At 38.0% G+C, this 16,897-nt stretch carries 16 protein-coding genes; 11 read left to right on the plus strand and 5 right to left on the minus strand.

Annotated features, from left to right (window positions below; genetic code table 11):
* Complete coding sequence (locus tag J2Y03_RS17595; RefSeq protein ID WP_310196179.1) at positions 1–1,491, minus strand: peptide MFS transporter; 1,491 nt, start codon at positions 1,489–1,491, stop codon at positions 1–3.
* Positions 1,492–1,874: 383 nt separating this feature from the next.
* Here J2Y03_RS17595 and J2Y03_RS17600 point away from each other — a divergent pair, with 383 nt between their 5' ends.
* Both J2Y03_RS17600 and nagE read left to right on the plus strand, forming a co-directional pair.
* Positions 1,875–2,354, plus strand: a complete 480-nt coding sequence (locus J2Y03_RS17600; RefSeq protein WP_310196181.1) for a PTS sugar transporter subunit IIA — start codon at positions 1,875–1,877, stop codon at positions 2,352–2,354.
* 250 nt (positions 2,355–2,604) lie between these two features.
* On the plus strand, positions 2,605–4,050 hold the full coding sequence (nagE, locus tag J2Y03_RS17605) for an N-acetylglucosamine-specific PTS transporter subunit IIBC (protein ID WP_132092313.1): 1,446 nt from the start codon (positions 2,605–2,607) through the stop codon (positions 4,048–4,050).
* A 45-nt stretch (positions 4,051–4,095) separates the two neighbouring features.
* Here nagE and J2Y03_RS17610 read toward each other — a convergent pair whose 3' ends face one another.
* On the minus strand, positions 4,096–4,914 hold the full coding sequence (locus tag J2Y03_RS17610; RefSeq protein ID WP_310196183.1) for a PRD domain-containing protein: 819 nt from the start codon (positions 4,912–4,914) through the stop codon (positions 4,096–4,098).
* Between the two features lie 154 nt (positions 4,915–5,068).
* On the opposite strand from J2Y03_RS17610, the gene J2Y03_RS17615 reads away from it, so the two are divergent.
* Positions 5,069–5,494, plus strand: coding sequence for a DUF4395 domain-containing protein (locus J2Y03_RS17615; RefSeq protein WP_310196184.1), 426 nt, complete (start codon positions 5,069–5,071; stop codon positions 5,492–5,494).
* Positions 5,495–5,539: 45 nt separating this feature from the next.
* Here the strand turns inward: J2Y03_RS17615 and J2Y03_RS17620 are convergent, their stop codons facing one another.
* Positions 5,540–6,730 carry an MFS transporter gene (locus tag J2Y03_RS17620; RefSeq protein WP_310196185.1) on the minus strand — a complete coding sequence of 397 codons (1,191 nt, stop codon included), beginning with the start codon at positions 6,728–6,730 and terminating at the stop codon, positions 5,540–5,542.
* 238 nt (positions 6,731–6,968) lie between these two features.
* On the opposite strand from J2Y03_RS17620, the gene J2Y03_RS17625 reads away from it, so the two are divergent.
* Positions 6,969–7,295, plus strand: a complete 327-nt coding sequence (locus J2Y03_RS17625) for a nitrous oxide-stimulated promoter family protein (protein WP_310196187.1) — start codon at positions 6,969–6,971, stop codon at positions 7,293–7,295.
* A 110-nt stretch (positions 7,296–7,405) separates the two neighbouring features.
* A complete protein-coding gene (locus tag J2Y03_RS17630; RefSeq protein WP_310196188.1) occupies positions 7,406–7,630 on the plus strand; it encodes a hypothetical protein in 225 nt (74 codons plus the stop codon).
* A 95-nt stretch (positions 7,631–7,725) separates the two neighbouring features.
* On the opposite strand, the gene J2Y03_RS17635 is transcribed toward J2Y03_RS17630, so the two are convergent.
* Positions 7,726–8,778, minus strand: a complete 1,053-nt coding sequence (locus tag J2Y03_RS17635; protein WP_165903129.1) for a potassium channel family protein — start codon at positions 8,776–8,778, stop codon at positions 7,726–7,728.
* A gap of 190 nt (positions 8,779–8,968) precedes the next feature.
* Between J2Y03_RS17635 and J2Y03_RS17640 the strand changes: the two genes are divergently transcribed.
* The 6 genes from J2Y03_RS17640 to J2Y03_RS17665 all read left to right on the plus strand — a co-directional run bounded on the left by J2Y03_RS17640 (position 8,969) and on the right by J2Y03_RS17665 (position 14,583).
* Positions 8,969–9,472 carry a shikimate kinase gene (locus tag J2Y03_RS17640; RefSeq protein ID WP_310196389.1) on the plus strand — a complete coding sequence of 168 codons (504 nt, stop codon included), beginning with the start codon at positions 8,969–8,971 and terminating at the stop codon, positions 9,470–9,472.
* 25 nt (positions 9,473–9,497) lie between these two features.
* The gene (aroD, locus tag J2Y03_RS17645; protein ID WP_310196191.1) at positions 9,498–10,262 is read left to right on the plus strand and encodes a type I 3-dehydroquinate dehydratase; all 765 of its coding nucleotides are present in this window, start codon (positions 9,498–9,500) and stop codon (positions 10,260–10,262) included.
* Between the two features lie 339 nt (positions 10,263–10,601).
* The gene (locus J2Y03_RS17650; RefSeq protein WP_310196192.1) at positions 10,602–11,960 is read left to right on the plus strand and encodes an arsenic transporter; all 1,359 of its coding nucleotides are present in this window, start codon (positions 10,602–10,604) and stop codon (positions 11,958–11,960) included.
* A 30-nt stretch (positions 11,961–11,990) separates the two neighbouring features.
* Positions 11,991–12,668, plus strand: a complete 678-nt coding sequence (locus J2Y03_RS17655) for a DUF2642 domain-containing protein (protein WP_310196193.1) — start codon at positions 11,991–11,993, stop codon at positions 12,666–12,668.
* A 371-nt stretch (positions 12,669–13,039) separates the two neighbouring features.
* Entirely contained in the window at positions 13,040–13,540 is a 501-nt protein-coding gene (locus tag J2Y03_RS17660; RefSeq protein WP_310196194.1) for a hypothetical protein, read from the plus strand.
* Between the two features lie 14 nt (positions 13,541–13,554).
* Positions 13,555–14,583, plus strand: a complete 1,029-nt coding sequence (locus J2Y03_RS17665) for a DUF418 domain-containing protein (RefSeq protein WP_310196195.1) — start codon at positions 13,555–13,557, stop codon at positions 14,581–14,583.
* Positions 14,584–14,866: 283 nt separating this feature from the next.
* Here the strand turns inward: J2Y03_RS17665 and J2Y03_RS17670 are convergent, their stop codons facing one another.
* A complete protein-coding gene (locus J2Y03_RS17670; RefSeq protein WP_310196197.1) occupies positions 14,867–16,714 on the minus strand; it encodes an LTA synthase family protein in 1,848 nt (615 codons plus the stop codon).
* Between the last annotated feature and the right edge of the window lie 183 nt (positions 16,715–16,897).

A 16,897-nucleotide genomic window follows, 5' to 3' on the forward strand; every position in this document is an offset into this window, starting at 1 on the left:
TTAACGAATACCTTTCATTAACCCTTGAATTCTTGGAGCTAATGCAAAAAGAATAATACTTAATACGATGGCTGCTCCACCAATGACACCGAAGTAGGTCATTTCATTTTCAGGTGTATAAAATTTAACGACTTGTGCATTTAGAGCTTGAGCAGCAGCACTTGCTAAGAACCATAAGCTCATTGTTTGCGCTGAAAATGCAGCTGGTGCTAATTTTGTTGTTGCAGATAAACCTACAGGTGATAAGCACAATTCACCAAACACAACAATTAGATAGCTGAGTACAAGCCACATTGGACTAACTAATGAATCTGTTCCGCCAAGGTATGAAGGTAAAAGGATAACTAGGAAAGATAGTCCTGCAAACAATAACCCTAATGAAAATTTTTGAGGTATCGTTGGCTGACGTTTTCCTAATTTAAGCCAGAACCAAGCAAATATAGGCGCAAAAATGATAATGAATAACGGGTTCAGGGATTGGAACCATGCTGGAGAAATAGTAATTCCCATCCAATCTAATTGAGTACGTTTATCCGCATAGCTTGCAAGGATAGTTGAACCTTGCTCTTGAATGGACCAGAACATAACAGCTGCAATAAATAGCGGTATATAAGCAATGACACGCGAACGTTCGACAGCCGTTGTTTTAGGGCTGCGGTACATCACAACAAAATAAATAGTAGGAATTAAAACTCCAAGGAATGTTACGATATTAATAAAGCTAGCGAACGTTAAAACGCCCATTGGAATTAAAATAGCACACAGAACACCGAGTACTACAATTCCTAATCCAATGAAGGTGAACGTTTTTTTCCTTTCAGACTTTGAAAGTGGGTTCGGAACCGTGGTACCCGCAAGACCAAGGTTTTTCTTCTTCGTTAGGACAAATGTAACAAGACCTGCGAACATACCGATAGCTGCAATTCCAAAACCTAAGTGGAAGCTATAACCCATAACACTTCCGACAATTAATGGTGCTAGAAATCCACCCATGTTTATTCCCATGTAGAAGATGGTGAAACCAGCATCACGTCGGTTATCGGTTTCACTGTACATTTCACCAACAGCGGTAGATACATTTGGTTTCAACATTCCTGTTCCAAGAACGATTAATACCATAGATACAAAGAACATCGCTACGCTTCCTGGTATGGCAAGCACAATATGACCAAACATAATTAATATTCCACCATAGAATACCGCCCGTGAAGTACCGAATATACGGTCCGCTAACCAACCGCCGATGATACCGGACATATAAACGAGAGATCCATAAATGGACATAATGGAAAGAGCAAGATTTTCATCGAGTCCTAATCCACCTTTTGAAACTTCATAATACATATAGTAGACTAAGATTGCTCTCATTCCGTAGTAAGAGAAACGCTCCCAGAATTCTGTAAAGAATAGTGTGAATAACCCTTTGGGATGTCCAAAGAAACCTTTCTGAGGTACACTATCCACAATTTTCTGCCTATTGTAATTCGACATAATTCTACCTCCCTGTATTATATTATAATACTTTTGATTGTTTTCAATTGTCAAAAACTATTTTTGGTAATGTATATTTAAAAAAGCATGAAGCGTTGATATATAGGGGATTATAACGGCAGACTATTAAAAAAGAAAGTTTTTTTAAAATAATATTTTTATTTTGATAAAATAGATAATTATATTTTTGTGGGGGGTGATAAAAAAATGATATCGCTTTCACTTGTTTTTTTCTGTTTTGGTGTTATGATTATAGTAAATAGTGATCACATGTTACTGATACGCATCAGGCATGGTGGTAAGTAAAAAGGCACATTCGCTGCCCTTTTATTGTACCCCCATGCCTTTTTTATTTATTCTTTTAAAGTAAAGGGGAATTGGAAATGGCATTTAATTTTTTTAAAAAAAAGATACACATCGTTGCACCAGTTAATGGGTCAATTGTTCCATTAGAGGAGGTTCCAGATCCTGTATTCAGTCAAAAGATGATGGGGGAAGGTGTAGCAATACTTCCTAAGGAAGGAAATATATTTTCTCCAGTAAATGGGAAGGTTATTCTTGTCGCAGCTACAAAGCATGCGATTGGTCTGCGAGCTGATGAAGGGTCTGAAATACTCATTCATGTTGGGTTAGAAACCGTTGCCTTAAATGGTGAAGGATTTAAAATGGCCGTTCATGATGGGGATAAGGTTTCGGTTGGGCAGCTGCTAATGGAGGTCGATTGGGAATATATTCTTACACATGCAAAAAGCACGATAACACCAATTGTCATTACAAACAGCCAGGAAAGGAAAAAGGAATATATCCTCACCGAGGAAAAGGAAGCCTTACAAGGTAAAACCGTAATTATTTCAGGCTCCTGAGATGTATCCTATTGAAAGGGGGTGGGTAATTTCAAAAATTAATTATGTTTTCTTAGTAGACCCAGTTAGGTTGTATTCAAGTTACTTTAGAGGACCAAATGGACAAATTCATGCGACATAGCACTTATCCTTATTTTCTATCGCAGCTGTCTTGAGCAGGAATGTAAAACATTTGAGGCATTAAGTAAGTTGAGGCAATGGGTCAAGGAGATCATGAACATTATTTTAAAAAAAGATAGGGGGAATTAAAATGATGAAATACCTTCAAAGGCTAGGTCGTTCTTTAATGCTGCCAGTAGCAGTATTGCCTGCTGCAGCGATACTAATGGGAATCGGGTATTGGATTGACCCTTCAGGCTGGGGTGCTGGAAGTCCAGTAGCCGCTTTCCTAATTAAAGCCGGGGGTTCGATTATTGATAATATGGCTATCCTTTTTGCTGTTGGGGTAGCTCTTGGGATGTCAAAAGACAAGGATGGTTCAGCGGCTCTAAGTGGTTTGGTAGCCTATCTTGTCATTACGACTGTCCTCTCCACTAATTCTGTGGCGTTGCTTCAAGGAGTGGATCCGGAAAATGTAAACGCCGCCTTTGAAAAAATTGGAACTCAATTTACGGGGATTCTTTCCGGTATTATTGCTGCCATTATGTACAATCGTTTCAGTCATGTGAAGTTACCGGATGCGTTATCCTTCTTTAGTGGAAAACGACTTGTTCCCATTATGACATCCGTAGCGATGTTAGCTGTATCTTTAGCAATGTTCTTTGTTTGGCCATGGGTTTTCTCCGGATTAGTTTCTTTTGGTAAAGGGATTAGTGAATTAGGAGCAATCGGTGCAGGCATTTATGGTTTCTTCAACAGACTACTAATTCCTATCGGTTTACACCACGCCTTAAACTCTGTATTCTGGTTTGATGTAGCAGGAATTAATGATATAGGTAATTTCTGGAAAAGTGCAGGGGAAAAAGGTGTAACCGGAATGTATCAGGCTGGTTTCTTCCCAGTTATGATGTTTGGTTTACCAGCAGCAGCATTAGCGATGTACCATACTGCTAAATCTTCAAAGAAAAAACAAGTGGCTGCTTTAATGATGGCAGCAGGTGTAGCTTCCTTCTTCACGGGGGTTACAGAACCTCTTGAATTTGCATTTATGTTTGTTGCTCCAGCACTTTATGTAACACACGCAATCTTAACAGGTATTTCATTAGCCGTTGCTGCTGCGTTCCATTGGACTGCAGGCTTTGGTTTTAGTGCAGGGCTTGTTGACTTTGTATTAAGCTTAAAAATCCCAATTGCCAATCAACCTTACATGTTACTCGTTCAAGGTCTAGTATTTGCAGTGATATACTATTTCCTATTCCGTTTCATCATTACAAAGTTCAACTTAATGACTCCTGGTCGTGAAGAAGATACTGATGAAAGTTCGGATGAAGTTGTTACAGCAGGAAACAAATTCGCTGGTATGGCTGCTAAGATTTATGAAGGCTTAGGCGGCGATGCAAACGTAACATCTGTAGATAATTGTGTAACTCGTCTACGATTAGAAGTGAAAGATATGCAAGCGGTAGATCAGAAGAAGATTAAGTCTACTGGTGTACCGGGGATTAATGTTGTAGGTAAAAACAGCATTCAAGTTATTGTAGGTACCAATGTACAATTCGTAGCGGATGAAATCGCGAAAATTCGTAAGGAAAAATAATCAATGAAAAACCGCTAGGACCATCTGGTCCTAGCGGTTTTTAGTTTATCTGTTTCTAATTCTTTCTATATGAATGGTTATATAGCCCAGTTCCTGTTCCGGCAAATGAATGCCATAATTTTTCGAAAGAAGCTTGGCCACTTTTTGTGCAATCTTATAGGAAATAGAGAATTTATTCTTCAACATGGTCAGCATTTCTTCATCCATGATCGGCTGATTTTCATTACTGAGTCTGGATAGAGTAAAACGCAGGTGGGTCATTAATCGTTGGTAAGAAAGATCATCTTCTTCTAATTTAACCGTAATAGATTCTTTAATGGTTTGTATCATTTCTCCGATAATCGCTGTTTGTCTTAATGTTTGCTTCATATCATCGCTTTGGGGCTTGGAAGTATGAATATGAAGGGCTATGTATGCTGCTTCATCCACTGGCATTTTTACTAGTGTCTTTTTTTCAATATGTCTAATCGCCCACATACCGATATCAAATTCTTTTTTATAGAGAATTTTTATTTCATCAAATAGTTTATTTTTAAGGTGAATTCCTTCCGTTGCCCTTTCGATGGCGAAAGACAAGTGGTCAGTAAGGCCAATATGGATGTGCTCATTTAATTTTAAACCCAGACAATCCTCGGCATAAGAGATGATTTCTTCAGAGATGGAAAAGTGTTCTTCTGGTATTTGCTGAAGAAGCTGTTGGAATTTCTCATTTTCCTTCATGACAAATAGCTTTTCAATTTTACCTGGATTGACAATGTCATTTTTCCGTTTTTGAAAAGCAATTCCTGCGCCGATTGCTATTTTTTCTTCATTGTTATCTGAAACTACAACAGCATTGTTATTAAGGATTTTTTTAATTTTCATGAAAAACCAGCTCCTCGAATTCCCGTTACTTCCATCTTACCCATTAAAACAAAATGGGTCCACCACTAAAAAAGATTGCTATACAAAACGGCTCAAAGAGAGTAAACTTATATTTACATAAACCGATAAAACCAATAAGAAAGGTGGGTTTTAATTGTCTGATAAGGTCCGTTCCATTCCAAGGCCACTTGTAAGAACGAACCAATGGGTCATTGTTATTAGTGCTCTTTTAGCAATGGTTTTCGCTGAAGGATGGTTTTTAATAGTCCCGTTACTCGCAGGAATCTCAGGAATTGTCTTTAAATATAATCCAATCATGAATTTCGCAAAGCTCTTTCTAAAGAAAAAACCAGAAGAATATCTCCCGGAGGACTGGGAGCAGCAACAATTTAATCAAACGCTGGCTGTCTTTTGCTTAGGTGCTGGATTCATAAGTTTTCAGCTTGGGTGGACTATAGTTGGATATGTATTCACAATCATGGTAGCATTAGCTGCTTCTATAGCAATATTAGGCTTTTGTATTGGTTGTTTTATTCACTACCAGTGGAAGATGTATCAATATAAAAAAGCAAATTCATAATAAAAAAACTGATGCGGGACTTTGCCTGCATCAGTTTTTTGTTTTTTATATAGCTGTTTTTGCTTTTATTGAATGCCTTTGCCAAGTGAATGTAATAAATAGAGTTACTATTAATAATACAAGTCCTAAAACAAATGGATAGGTAATTTTAATATCGTATAGAAGTCCTGCGAGTGTTGGACCAAGTACGTTTCCAATACTCATATAGGCATTATTCATCCCCATTGCAAACCCCTGCTCATTCCCAGCAAGCTTTGAAATCAGCGTATTAAGCACAGGGCGGAGTATGGATGTTGATAGGAAAATAAAAAGTGATATTACAAAAAATAGCGTGTAGTTGGAGGCGAAAAGTGAAAAAAGAAATCCTGCCGCAGCTACGGCTATAAATACATTTAGTACTGATCTTTCTCCAAACCGGTTAACAATTTTATCAACAACAAAGAGCTGAACAATTACACTAACAATTCCGGTTGCTGTTATCATGATGGCAATATCTTTAGCGGTTGACTGGAACTGGTTGTCAAGGTATAGTCCAATGACTGATTCATAGGCAATTAAGCCGAAGCTCATCACTAGAGTAATAATGAGTGGAATAAAATAAGGCATTTTCACTGAGCGGGCGATTTTACGAGCCATTGACTCGTCTGGGAGAGTTTCCATTACCTCACCAATTTGCTCAACTTTGCTCTCCTTTAGAAGGAGAACGGAAAACAATACGGAAACAAGTGAAACAAGTGCGGATATTAATATGGGGAATTTTAACCCGAATCCTGCTAAAAATCCACCGATTCCAGGACCCACGACGATCCCAAGCGACATGGCTGCCGACACTAAGCTATTTCCTCTCGCACGTTGTTCAATGGTCGTAATGTCTGCTATATAGGCAAAGATTGCTGGTACTAGCATCGCGCAGCCGATTCCACCAACAGCACGAGAGGCATACAATACCCAAATTGAATTAGAAGCGTAAAAAATAAACATCGACAGGGTAAGTCCTGCCAGACCATAAATAATCATTTTTCTGCGTCCATATTGATCTGTCCATTTACCTGCAATCGGGGAAAAGATGAACTGCGCACCGGCAAAGATGGCAATGAACAGTCCAGCAGCAGTTCCGCCTTGATTAATCGATTCCAAATAGGCAGGTAAAATGGGGATGATGATTCCAAAACTCCCAATTGCAATAAACATGTTGATCATCAACATGATAATTTTCTTTCGTTGTTCTCCTGTCATCATAAGCCACCTTTCGATATAGGGATTATTCATTTATTTGTAGTGGTAACTCTTTTTCACTGTTTACTATCATATATAGGGCGACAGGGTTTTGTCAAAGAGAAAGAACATTCGAAAAATAGATTTCTGGTGCGTGAATTGTTAGGGAATTGTTAAAGATTGATCAGTTCCTTAAGAAACTATGTGATATGTTCTATGTAAGATGTAGATTTAGCTAGTGCTAAGGAGGTTAAGTACCATGAATAGACAATTAAATAATGGTCCAAACATCCAAAAGGAAAAGGAAATTGTCACCAAGATGATTAATCTGTATTGTCAAAAGAAGCATCACCACCAACAAGAGTTATGTAAAGATTGCCAGAACTTAAAAACCTATGCTTTGATGAGACTTTCACTCTGCCGCTTCGGTGAAGAAAAAAGCGCCTGCTCCAATTGCACTGTTCATTGTTATAAGCCAAAATATCGTTTAGAAATGAAAACAGTCATGCGATATTCAGGACCATGGATGATGTTGTATCACCCAGTTTATGCCGTGAAGCATTTGCTGAATAAACCAAAAAAGTAAGATGTATGAGCGGTAATTTTTCCATGTGTTGTATTTTTTCGATAATTCTATATTAACTATCTCCAATATTTGGTATTATTTAGCTAAGACAAGTACATGGAGGGGATTGAATGACAGGAATAATCGCGGTTATTATGGTATTCTCGATTCCGATTATCGCAATTTTAACAAGCCATTTTCAGAAGCAATCCAAAATCAAATACAAAATGATTCAAGGGGAATTAGAACTTGAGAAACTTAAACACCAAAATTATTTGATTGAAACGGAAAGAATGAGGCTTGAACTAGAGAAGATGAGTCTAGAAGAGCCGAAGGACAAAATTAAATTAGTTTAAGTAAAAATGAGCGTGAAATCTTCAGCAATTACACGGAAAATTTAATTTAGCAATCAAAAAAAGGTTCTATCTAAATAAGATAGGACCTGATTTTATTAAACTGGCTTATCCCCTGGATTTATTTTTAAAAGGGCCTCTTTATTGCAAATAACAAAAAGCTGGGCTTCCTCTGGAATGGGCTCATCAAGTTTTTGATTGATGTGCAGATTTCCTCGGTCTGCTACAAGAGTTGCACCTTTATTGAGCAGATCCAAGTAAGCATCCCGGTAGGTTTTCCAGTCTGCTTGTTTTGCTATTTCATACATGGATTCTTCATACTGACTGCTCATTAGCTCAGAATACATATTGGTTACCCCATGAGAGAATAACGAACGGACCGCAGCATGAGAAATCATTTCTTGTGTTGGAATGAATTCATCCACCTTTACATGTTGAAATAACCGAATATGCTTTTGATAGACAACTTCCGCTGTAACATGAATAGGAGTATTAAGTTTCTCTTCAATCGCCGTAATCGCTGTTGCAATCAGCATTGTCTTTCCATCAACAAGCAGTGGGTCTTTAGAGCCGAAGTTATCTTGCAGGATTTGATCAGCGAAGATAATAACCCCTTTCGCTTCTGGTAAATTTGCTTGGAGCAGTGTTTCTTCCTCCGTTGCATCACCGCGGACATAATATAATTGTTTCTCCACCATTGGAGCATTTTCCAGTTCGTCAATAATCACAACATCAATCGATTTATCTGATTTCAGGATTTCTTGAATAGCCAGCTTCGATTTGTCACTCCAGCCAATGAGAATAATATGGTTTTTGCCTGTATACTTCATTTTTCCACCAACCTTGAGTTTGTCGAACAGATAGACGATTTTTATCATTTTTCCAATAAACACGCTGACAAGTCCAATTCCTGTTATGTAAAGGACGATTGTGAATGCCTGGCCCAGTTGGGTGACAGGAGCATAATCTCCAAATCCAACTGTTGCAAGTGTTGTCAGCACCCAGTAAATAGCGGTGAGATAGGTGCCAAAGGTCTGTGGTTCAATGTATAAAATAATATAGGCGGCAAATAAAACATACAAAATGAAAAGGGGGAAAAATATTCTATTTCGTAGCTTTGTTAAGTAGTATAGAAATTTTTTAAACGTCATTCCCATAGGTTCTCCTAGCTTTTGAGTGATTGAATAAACTTATGTTCCCAAAAGCAGTGGAAAAATAATCATTATGGTTTTATCCTATTGGAAAGCTTATAATGGAAACAAAATTATTTGCCCGTGGGAGATGTGGAATCCGTTGTCAAACAGTGCATGGAGAGAAAAAAATATCGTGTTTATTGGTTTTATGGGGGCTGGCAAAACAACTATTGGAAAGTTAGTAGCCAAAAAGCTTGATCGAGATTTTATTGATATCGATGAAGAAATTGAAAAAGAATACAAGATGCCAATCCCTCAAATATTTGCTGAAATTGGTGAGAAAGCTTTTAGAGCCAAGGAAAAAGAATTCATTCAACATCTATGTGACTATAAATTAAAGATTATATCTGTAGGCGGAGGAGCTTTCCTTCAAGAAGAAATTAGGAATGTTTGTCTTTCTTCCTGTATTGTATTTTATTTAGATATTGTCTGGGATGCCTGGAAAAACCGTCTAAGTTCGATCGTCGACAGCCGTCCGGTACTCCAAGGAAAGTCAATGGAAGAAATCGAAGAGTTATTTTACAAACGACAAGAAATCTATAAAAATAACTTTCACTCAAAGATTGAAATTAGCAATCAGGATATGGATGAATTAGCTGAGTGCATTGTAGAAAACCTAAAACTATCTTGGGAATTGCATGAAACGAAATAAGGCTGGAGAGCGGAGGGGAGTTTTAATGAAAAAAACGATAACGGTAAAGGGTGTTACGCTTGGAGAAGGGGCACCAAAGATCTGTGTTCCAATGGTAGGGAAAAATCTAGAGCAATTAAAGGAAGAGGCAGTGTTTTTAAGAACCGTGGACTTGGATATCGTGGAATGGCGTGTTGATTTTTTTGAACAAGTGGAAGATTTAGAGAAGGTAAAAGAAGCGCTAGCTGCCATTCGTAAGATATTAAAAGATATCCCGCTTATTTTTACCTTCCGCAGTGCCAAAGAGGGCGGAGAAAAGGAAGTCAACGAGAATTATTATTTTCAGTTAAATAAAGAAATTGCTAAATCTGGTCTGGTCGACATTGTCGATGTAGAGTTATTGACCGATGAACATGAGGTTAAATCATTGATTGAAATAGCACATCGGAATGATGTTTATGCGATTGTTTCGAATCATGATTTTGATAAGACGCCGGCAAAGGAAGAGATTATAGCTCGTTTGAGAAAAGCACAGGAATTGGGAGCGGATTTACCAAAAATTGCTGTTATGCCGAGGAATGCAGTGGACGTATTAACCTTATTAGAGGCAACAAATACGATGTTTGAACAATATGCCGACAGACCGATTATTACGATGTCAATGGCGGGTAAGGGAATTGTCAGCCGCTTAGCTGGGGAAATATTTGGATCGGCCCTTACTTTTGGTGCAGCTAAGAAAGCTTCGGCTCCTGGACAGGTGCCTGTCACTGAATTACGGAATATTTTATCACTAATAAATAGAAGTTTATAATCACTTCTTATTATAAAAGGGTAAATACCTAGGCAGGTTAGGTATTTACCCTTTTTTCTTACAGTCAGACATGAGAGATCCTCGTGCCTGTCTTTTTTTACGTAATTTTCTTAGGTTTGGGTTGGTTCATTAAAGATAGTTGTCCATAGATTCCAGTGGATTTATAAAGGAAAAGGGTACAAACCCAAAGCGAGTGCAGTTCATAGTACATATAAATAAAGTACACTCAGACAACAGAGATAGATGGAAGGGGGGGACAAGAGCGGACTTGGGCCTTGAGGAGGTAGAGTCATCTCATGAAACATCATGAAAAACTAACTAGATTGGAAGGGGAAAAATATGATTCAACCTATGGTTTGGATGACCATTTTAGCTTTTGTGGCTACGCTCATCTTTATTCTATGGAGACCTAGAGGAATTAACGAAGCCATTCCTGCCACAATAGGTGCGATTTTTGTGTTAATCAGTGGAAGTGTATCGCTTACAGACCTTGGAATTATTGCGGAAACCATCTCGGGTGCAGCGATTACCATTATGGCAACGATTGTAATGGCTATTGTATTAGAAAGCTTTGGATTTTTTAATTGGGTAGCGGAGAAACTCGCTGCTAAAGCAAATGGGTCAGGTATACGGTTATTCTGGTATGTCAACCTTTTATGCTTTCTAATGACCCTTTTCTTTAATAATGATGGAAGTATTTTAATCACGACACCCATTCTTGTGATGTTATTGAATAATATGGGGTTAAAAAATCATCAGAAAATACCTTATTTATTATCAGGTGGATTAATTGCTACTGCGTCGAGTGCTCCAATTGGTGTCAGCAATATCGTCAACCTCATTGCCTTAAAAATAGTAGAAATGGACTTGTGGCTGCATACCGCGATGATGTTTGTGCCAGCAACGCTTGGTCTTTTGTTACTTGTTTGGCTTCTGTTTCTTCGCTTTAAAAAGGTTATACCAAAAACTGTTCCTGTTAAAGTAACCGGCCTGACTCAAAGTTCCTATCATCCACTTAAACCTGGTCCAACTTATGCCTCTGAAAAGGATCGGTCTCGCTTTATGAGAAATGTCCTCCTATTCGTATTTGCAGTACGTCTCAGTCTATTTGCCGCATCATACTTTGCCATACCTGTATCGGTAATGGCTGTGATAGGGTCACTTGTCCTTTTAGGCTGGAGATGGGCTTATTTAAAAGTATCGCCAGTAGATATGCTGAAAAAAACCCCATGGTATATTCTCGTTTTCGCATTTAGTATGTATGTCATTATTTATGGCTTGCATAATATTGGTTTGACAGATTTGCTTATTGATTATATGCGTCCAATGGTATCAGGAAGCCTGCTCCATGCGAGTGTGATGATGGGAGCACTATTAACGGTTCTCTCTAACATCTTTAATAATCACCCGGCACTCATGGTCGGAACGCTTACGTTAATGAATATGGACCTTAGCCCGCTTGCATTGAAAGTCTCGTATTTAGCTAATGTGATTGGAAGCGATATGGGGTCATTATTACTGCCAATGGGAACGCTCGCAACACTAATGTGGATGCACATCGTTAGAAAAGGAAAAGTCATGATCACATGGTGGGAATATGTAAAAATCACCTTTGTTGTTATTCCTCCAGCGACATTGTTTACATTAGTTGTTTTATATTATTGGGTTTCATGGTTATTTGGCGGAGCACTTCAGTAACGAGAAGATAGAAACAAAGGAGAATTTTAGATGACTTTATATAAAGGTTTAATTGGGAAAAATATTGAAATTGAGATTTCAGGTGGGAATTTTTACTCAGGTATATTAGTTGATTCTGGATTAGATATTCTGGTTTTATATGTGGGGAGAAGTCAAAGATTCTATTATATTCCGACCGTTCATATTCAGCGGGTGAAAGAAGCAAAAATGGACCAATATTCAGACGTGTATGAACTTCCTGAAGAAAAGCCGCTTGAACCGGATTCCCTTACCATTTCATTTCGAGGAATATTGACGAATGCGAGGGGAAGGTTTGTCGAGGTATATGTAACAGGTAATAAATCCATTCATGGCTATTTGACGAGTATCATGAACAATCACTTTGTTTTTTACTCACCAATATACAAAACAGTGTTTATTTCGATGGATCATGTTAAATGGCTCATTCCCTATCCAGAGCATAGTGCACCCTATTCCATCAACAATCAGACACTCCCTGCTGCTCCAGCCTCGATTCCATTAGCAAGAAGTTTTGAAGATCAGTGCAAAAAATTAGAAAATCAGCTTGTGGTAATAGATGGTGGCGACTGCAGTGAAAAAATAGGGCTGCTTCAGAAAGTCTCGAATTACCAATTAACACTCATTACGGCAGAAAGGGAAATTGTGTATAGAAATTTAGAACATGTCAAAACAATCCATTTCGCGTGAACGCTATGGAAACTCAGGTCGATTATAAGAAAGATAACAAAAAATAATCCAAGCTTGTATGGCTGACAAGGATGGATTACTCTTTCGCACAGGCGCGATAATATGGAACCGTGGTGGTAGGTGGTCCACGGTTTTTTTTTGTTATACTTATTGTAGTAATAAAATATGATTTGAGCATTAACTTGGTTCTGGTTTAAAGATAAAAATGTTGCTTTGGAGGATTGGAGTTTTACACCATCGCAGATATATTTTGATTTACGCAGATATATTCCGATTAACGCAGATATAATTGAATTAACGCTGATAAAATGAATTTATCGCAGATATAATGATTGTAAAGCAGCAAAATGGTCCAAAAAGGAGGGAAAAGCTTGCACCATAGACTTTGGGTAGTAATAAATAGTATCTTAATTGTTTTTTCATTTATATATATCTGGTTTTTCCGGCCGCATGATAGCAGTTTAGTGGTAACGGCTCAGTTTTTAGCACAAATTGCTATGCTGCTGTTTTTAATTAATATCAATATGTATTTCATCTTTCTCGTTATTCGTAAATCATCCGTAAGGCAGGTAAAGATTCGACTTGCAAAATTTTCACGAGTCATGATGAAGTGGCATATTCCGATAGCGGTTACTGCCACAACGATTATTATTGGTCACGCCGCGATCAACTTATATGAAGTTGCACCGGCTGTTGGCTTTGCTAATCTAAAATTAGTCAGTGGTTATGTTGCCATCATCCTACTATTCGTTACATTAGCAGCAGGCTATTTACGCCATAAAAAGTCTTCCGGATTCCGACGAAAATTCCATCTGACAACAGCAATGGTATTTTTCCTGGTTTTTCTTATACATATGTTCATACCAATCTAACCCGAGGTGAGATGATGAAGCCAACTGAAGGTAATAAACGAATAGATATTCTTGATTATTTACGGGGCTTAGCACTGCTGGGGATCATTCTAGTCAATATCCTGCCGTTGTTGGCTGTTAAACTTCCGTCTCCTGGGTCGGCGGATGCAGCCTATCAAAGGTTTCTATTTTTATTTGTCGAGGGCAGGTTTTATACCCTTTTCTCATTCTTGTTCGGTGTTGGGTTTTACATATTTATTTCAAGAGCGAATGCGAAGGGGAAAAATGGCTATGTTTTGTTTTTACGGAGAATCGCAGCGCTATTTATCTTGGGATGGTTTCATGTTAAGTTTCATCCAGGTGAAGCCTTAACGGTTTATGCCGTTACTGGGCTTCTCTTACTCCCATTCTACAAAGTAAAGAAAGAAATTAACCTTGGTATTGGATTAATACTCCTTGTTAGTCTAAGTATCATGGCATTTAAATTGTTTATGGTGGTACCGTTAATACTGCTGGGGATCGCAGCCGGTCAATATCGAATTTTTGAAAAGTTGGCCGGTAAGCTGAAAGAAGCAGCCATTTTTACTGGGGTCATGTTTTTATTGAGCATGGCTGGACTTATTTATCAATTTCAACATGCTCCATCTGCACCCTTTGGATTTTTTGAGGGAGGAGTAGATGAAACAACCTACATGTTTTTAAGTATCGGAATTATGATTGGACCACTGGTTTCGGCGTTATATGTTGGACTGCTAATTTTGCTTTTACAATTCTCGTTTGTACAAAAGCTATTATCACCTTTGAAAAGTTATGGGCGAATGGCATTAACCAACTATATCTTTCAAACTGTATTTATCTATCTAGCAGGTTATGTATTTAACTTGTTTGACGCTCTTTCCTATCTTGAGTCTCTTATTGTTTGTTTAATAGTTTATGTAATCCAGCTTATCTTTAGTGTCGTGTGGCTTCGATACTTCCAATTTGGACCGCTGGAGTGGATATGGAGAGGACTTACATACTTGGAATTACCGCCAATGAGGAAACGAATTAAAGATGAAAATTGATTCTTCTAAGAACTTCTAAGACTAAGGGCACTAATAGCCCTAATAGATTTAACGATATTGCGGTCACTAATAGCCCTCATTAGTTCCCACTTTACCGATAATAATAGAGTTCCGGTCACTAATAGCCCGTATAAGTGCCCACTTTTCCAATAATAATAGAATTCCGGTCACTAATAGCCCGTATAAGTGCCCACTTTTCCGATAATAATAGAATTCCGGTCACTAAGTCCGCTTTCTCCAAAAAGAGGGCCTAATCTCATAACGATTAGGCCCCTTCTTTTTGCTATTCTTCTGTTTGTTCTTTGCGAATATAATCCGAGTATTCCATAAGTGATAATGTATTATCAATACTTTTTTGTAGACCTTTGGTATTCTTTGTTTTCTTCATTGTTTTTCGGTCATATATGGAGGCAGACAGCTTGGCACTCGGTGCTGTGTAAAACGTTTTATCACTGATAAACGATCCTCCAGGGAGATAATACCGCATTCCAAGCAGATTCTTTTTGTATTGAAACAAGTTATGCCCGACCATTTGTGTATCATGCTCAATACCCAGCAAGTTTAAGAGAGTTGGCATAAGGTCAATTTGACCGCCAAGGTGCGAGTATGTTTCACCCTCAAATAACTCAGGAACAGTAAAGATGACCGGTACAATAAATCGATCCTGCATAGTATATTCATGGCCTAATACTTCTTTTAAAAGGGCTTTATCATTTTCTGTAACAGGTGCACCATGGAGGCCTGAATGGTCTCCATAAATAAGAATAATCGATTCATCATATATCCCAAGCTGCTTTAAGTGATTGATAAATAACCCGATTTGTTCATCCGTGTACCGAACCGATTGAAAATAGTTGCCGACATAGGTTTCTTGATAGTTTTCCGGTAAGTCAAGAAGCTCATATTCTTCGGGCATTTCAAACGGTGTATGGCTTGTGAGCGTAATAATATTGGAATACATTCTGTCGTGTGTTTTCAACTGCTTTGGAAGTTGTTCTTCTATATAATTAAATAGCACTTCATCTGCAGGTCCAAAGCCAATTTCTTTCTCGTCCGGTATTTCGTTACTCGTATAAATATAGTCAAATCCTAGTGCTGGATATAATTTATCACGGCTCCAATAGGTAATATCATCAGCGTGATAGGTCGCAGTACCATAGCTATTCTTTTTTAATGTCCTGACTAGAGAAGGGATCTCAGTTCCTTCAATCGTGTTAACAGTTGGATCCATGCCCTCAGGATAGAGGGAAGTATGCATAAGCCATTCCGCATCAGAAGTATTGCCTGCCCCGATTTGTTGGTAAACATTATCGAAATAGGCACTATCCTTTAACAGAGTATTTAAATTTGGCGTAATTTCTTGACCATTTATACTTTGATTGATGGTAAATCCCTGTAACGATTCCACTTGGATAATAAAAACATGGCGATTGCTCGCAATCCCAAAGCTTTCGTGTTGTGCAGCAGGGACATACGTATTGCCTTTTAGTTTTTCAAGTTCTTTTTCTGATAACCGCTCCTGGCTGGCAAGAGCTGTTCCAAGGCTGTTTTCGTATGCTTGAACGAACTGCGATTGGATATAGCCATGCTTTTTGGCAAAGTAGGATACATCAATTAACGGATAGCGAAAAGCCACAATTGTCATGATGAGTCCGATACATCCAAAGCCAATTGCCCATCTTTTTGCAAAGGCAAACGATGTGGAATTTTTTTTGAAAAACCAAATAAGCGGGAGGACTACTACGACATCTAAGAAAAATAAAAAGTCATAGGGACCGCCGAGCAGTGCTACAGTGCCGCCGACAGAATTGGATTGATAGATTTGTTTTACATCATAATAGGAAGGCACCGTTGAAAAATACCGGGTGTAATAGACGACAACAATAAAAAGTCCCGATAGGATTAAGTTGTAAATCCATATAGCCAGCCAGATCCTTTTTTTAAAAAACATAATAAGGAAAGTCAGTAATAGTGCCCACATTGGAAACTCAACAAATAACACATGGAAAAATGATTTATTCTCAAAAACGATAACCTGAAAGGCATAAATTTTAATAAATAATACGGCTAAAATTAATACGACTGGGTGGAGGAAATGGTCTTTTACAGAAATCCCCCAATGATTTTTCATAGCGCAACACCTCTAAAAAACTCTTCTCTCATTAACTTATCAAATCTTATACAACTCTATCAACAGATAAATGGTAAATCGATTGTAAATTTTCTAAAAATGACCATGGTTTTGATGAAATATGTTTTCCAGTATGATATGATTATGCAGAATTTTGGCAAAAATAACTATATAAATGTTTTG

Origin of the sequence: Neobacillus niacini, from assembly GCF_031457145.1 — a bacterium.
GTDB lineage: Bacteria > Bacillota > Bacilli > Bacillales > Cytobacillaceae > Neobacillus > Neobacillus niacini_J.

Coding starts and splice junctions, on each gene's coding strand:
- nagE (WP_132092313.1), top strand. CDS start 2,605: ATGATGAAATACCTTCAAAGGCTAGGTCGTTCTTTAATGCTGCCAGTA.
- J2Y03_RS17625 (WP_310196187.1), top strand. CDS start 6,969: ATGAATAGACAATTAAATAATGGTCCAAACATCCAAAAGGAAAAGGAA.
- J2Y03_RS17665 (WP_310196195.1), top strand. CDS start 13,555: ATGAAGCCAACTGAAGGTAATAAACGAATAGATATTCTTGATTATTTA.
- J2Y03_RS17610 (WP_310196183.1), bottom strand. CDS start 4,914: ATGAAAATTAAAAAAATCCTTAATAACAATGCTGTTGTAGTTTCAGAT.
- J2Y03_RS17635 (WP_165903129.1), bottom strand. CDS start 8,778: ATGACGTTTAAAAAATTTCTATACTACTTAACAAAGCTACGAAATAGA.
- J2Y03_RS17670 (WP_310196197.1), bottom strand. CDS start 16,714: ATGAAAAATCATTGGGGGATTTCTGTAAAAGACCATTTCCTCCACCCA.
- J2Y03_RS17655 (WP_310196193.1), top strand. CDS start 11,991: ATGACTTTATATAAAGGTTTAATTGGGAAAAATATTGAAATTGAGATT.
- J2Y03_RS17595 (WP_310196179.1), bottom strand. CDS start 1,491: ATGTCGAATTACAATAGGCAGAAAATTGTGGATAGTGTACCTCAGAAA.
- J2Y03_RS17640 (WP_310196389.1), top strand. CDS start 8,969: ATGGGGGCTGGCAAAACAACTATTGGAAAGTTAGTAGCCAAAAAGCTT.
- J2Y03_RS17630 (WP_310196188.1), top strand. CDS start 7,406: ATGACAGGAATAATCGCGGTTATTATGGTATTCTCGATTCCGATTATC.
- J2Y03_RS17620 (WP_310196185.1), bottom strand. CDS start 6,730: ATGACAGGAGAACAACGAAAGAAAATTATCATGTTGATGATCAACATG.
- J2Y03_RS17600 (WP_310196181.1), top strand. CDS start 1,875: ATGGCATTTAATTTTTTTAAAAAAAAGATACACATCGTTGCACCAGTT.
- J2Y03_RS17650 (WP_310196192.1), top strand. CDS start 10,602: ATGATTCAACCTATGGTTTGGATGACCATTTTAGCTTTTGTGGCTACG.
- aroD (WP_310196191.1), top strand. CDS start 9,498: ATGAAAAAAACGATAACGGTAAAGGGTGTTACGCTTGGAGAAGGGGCA.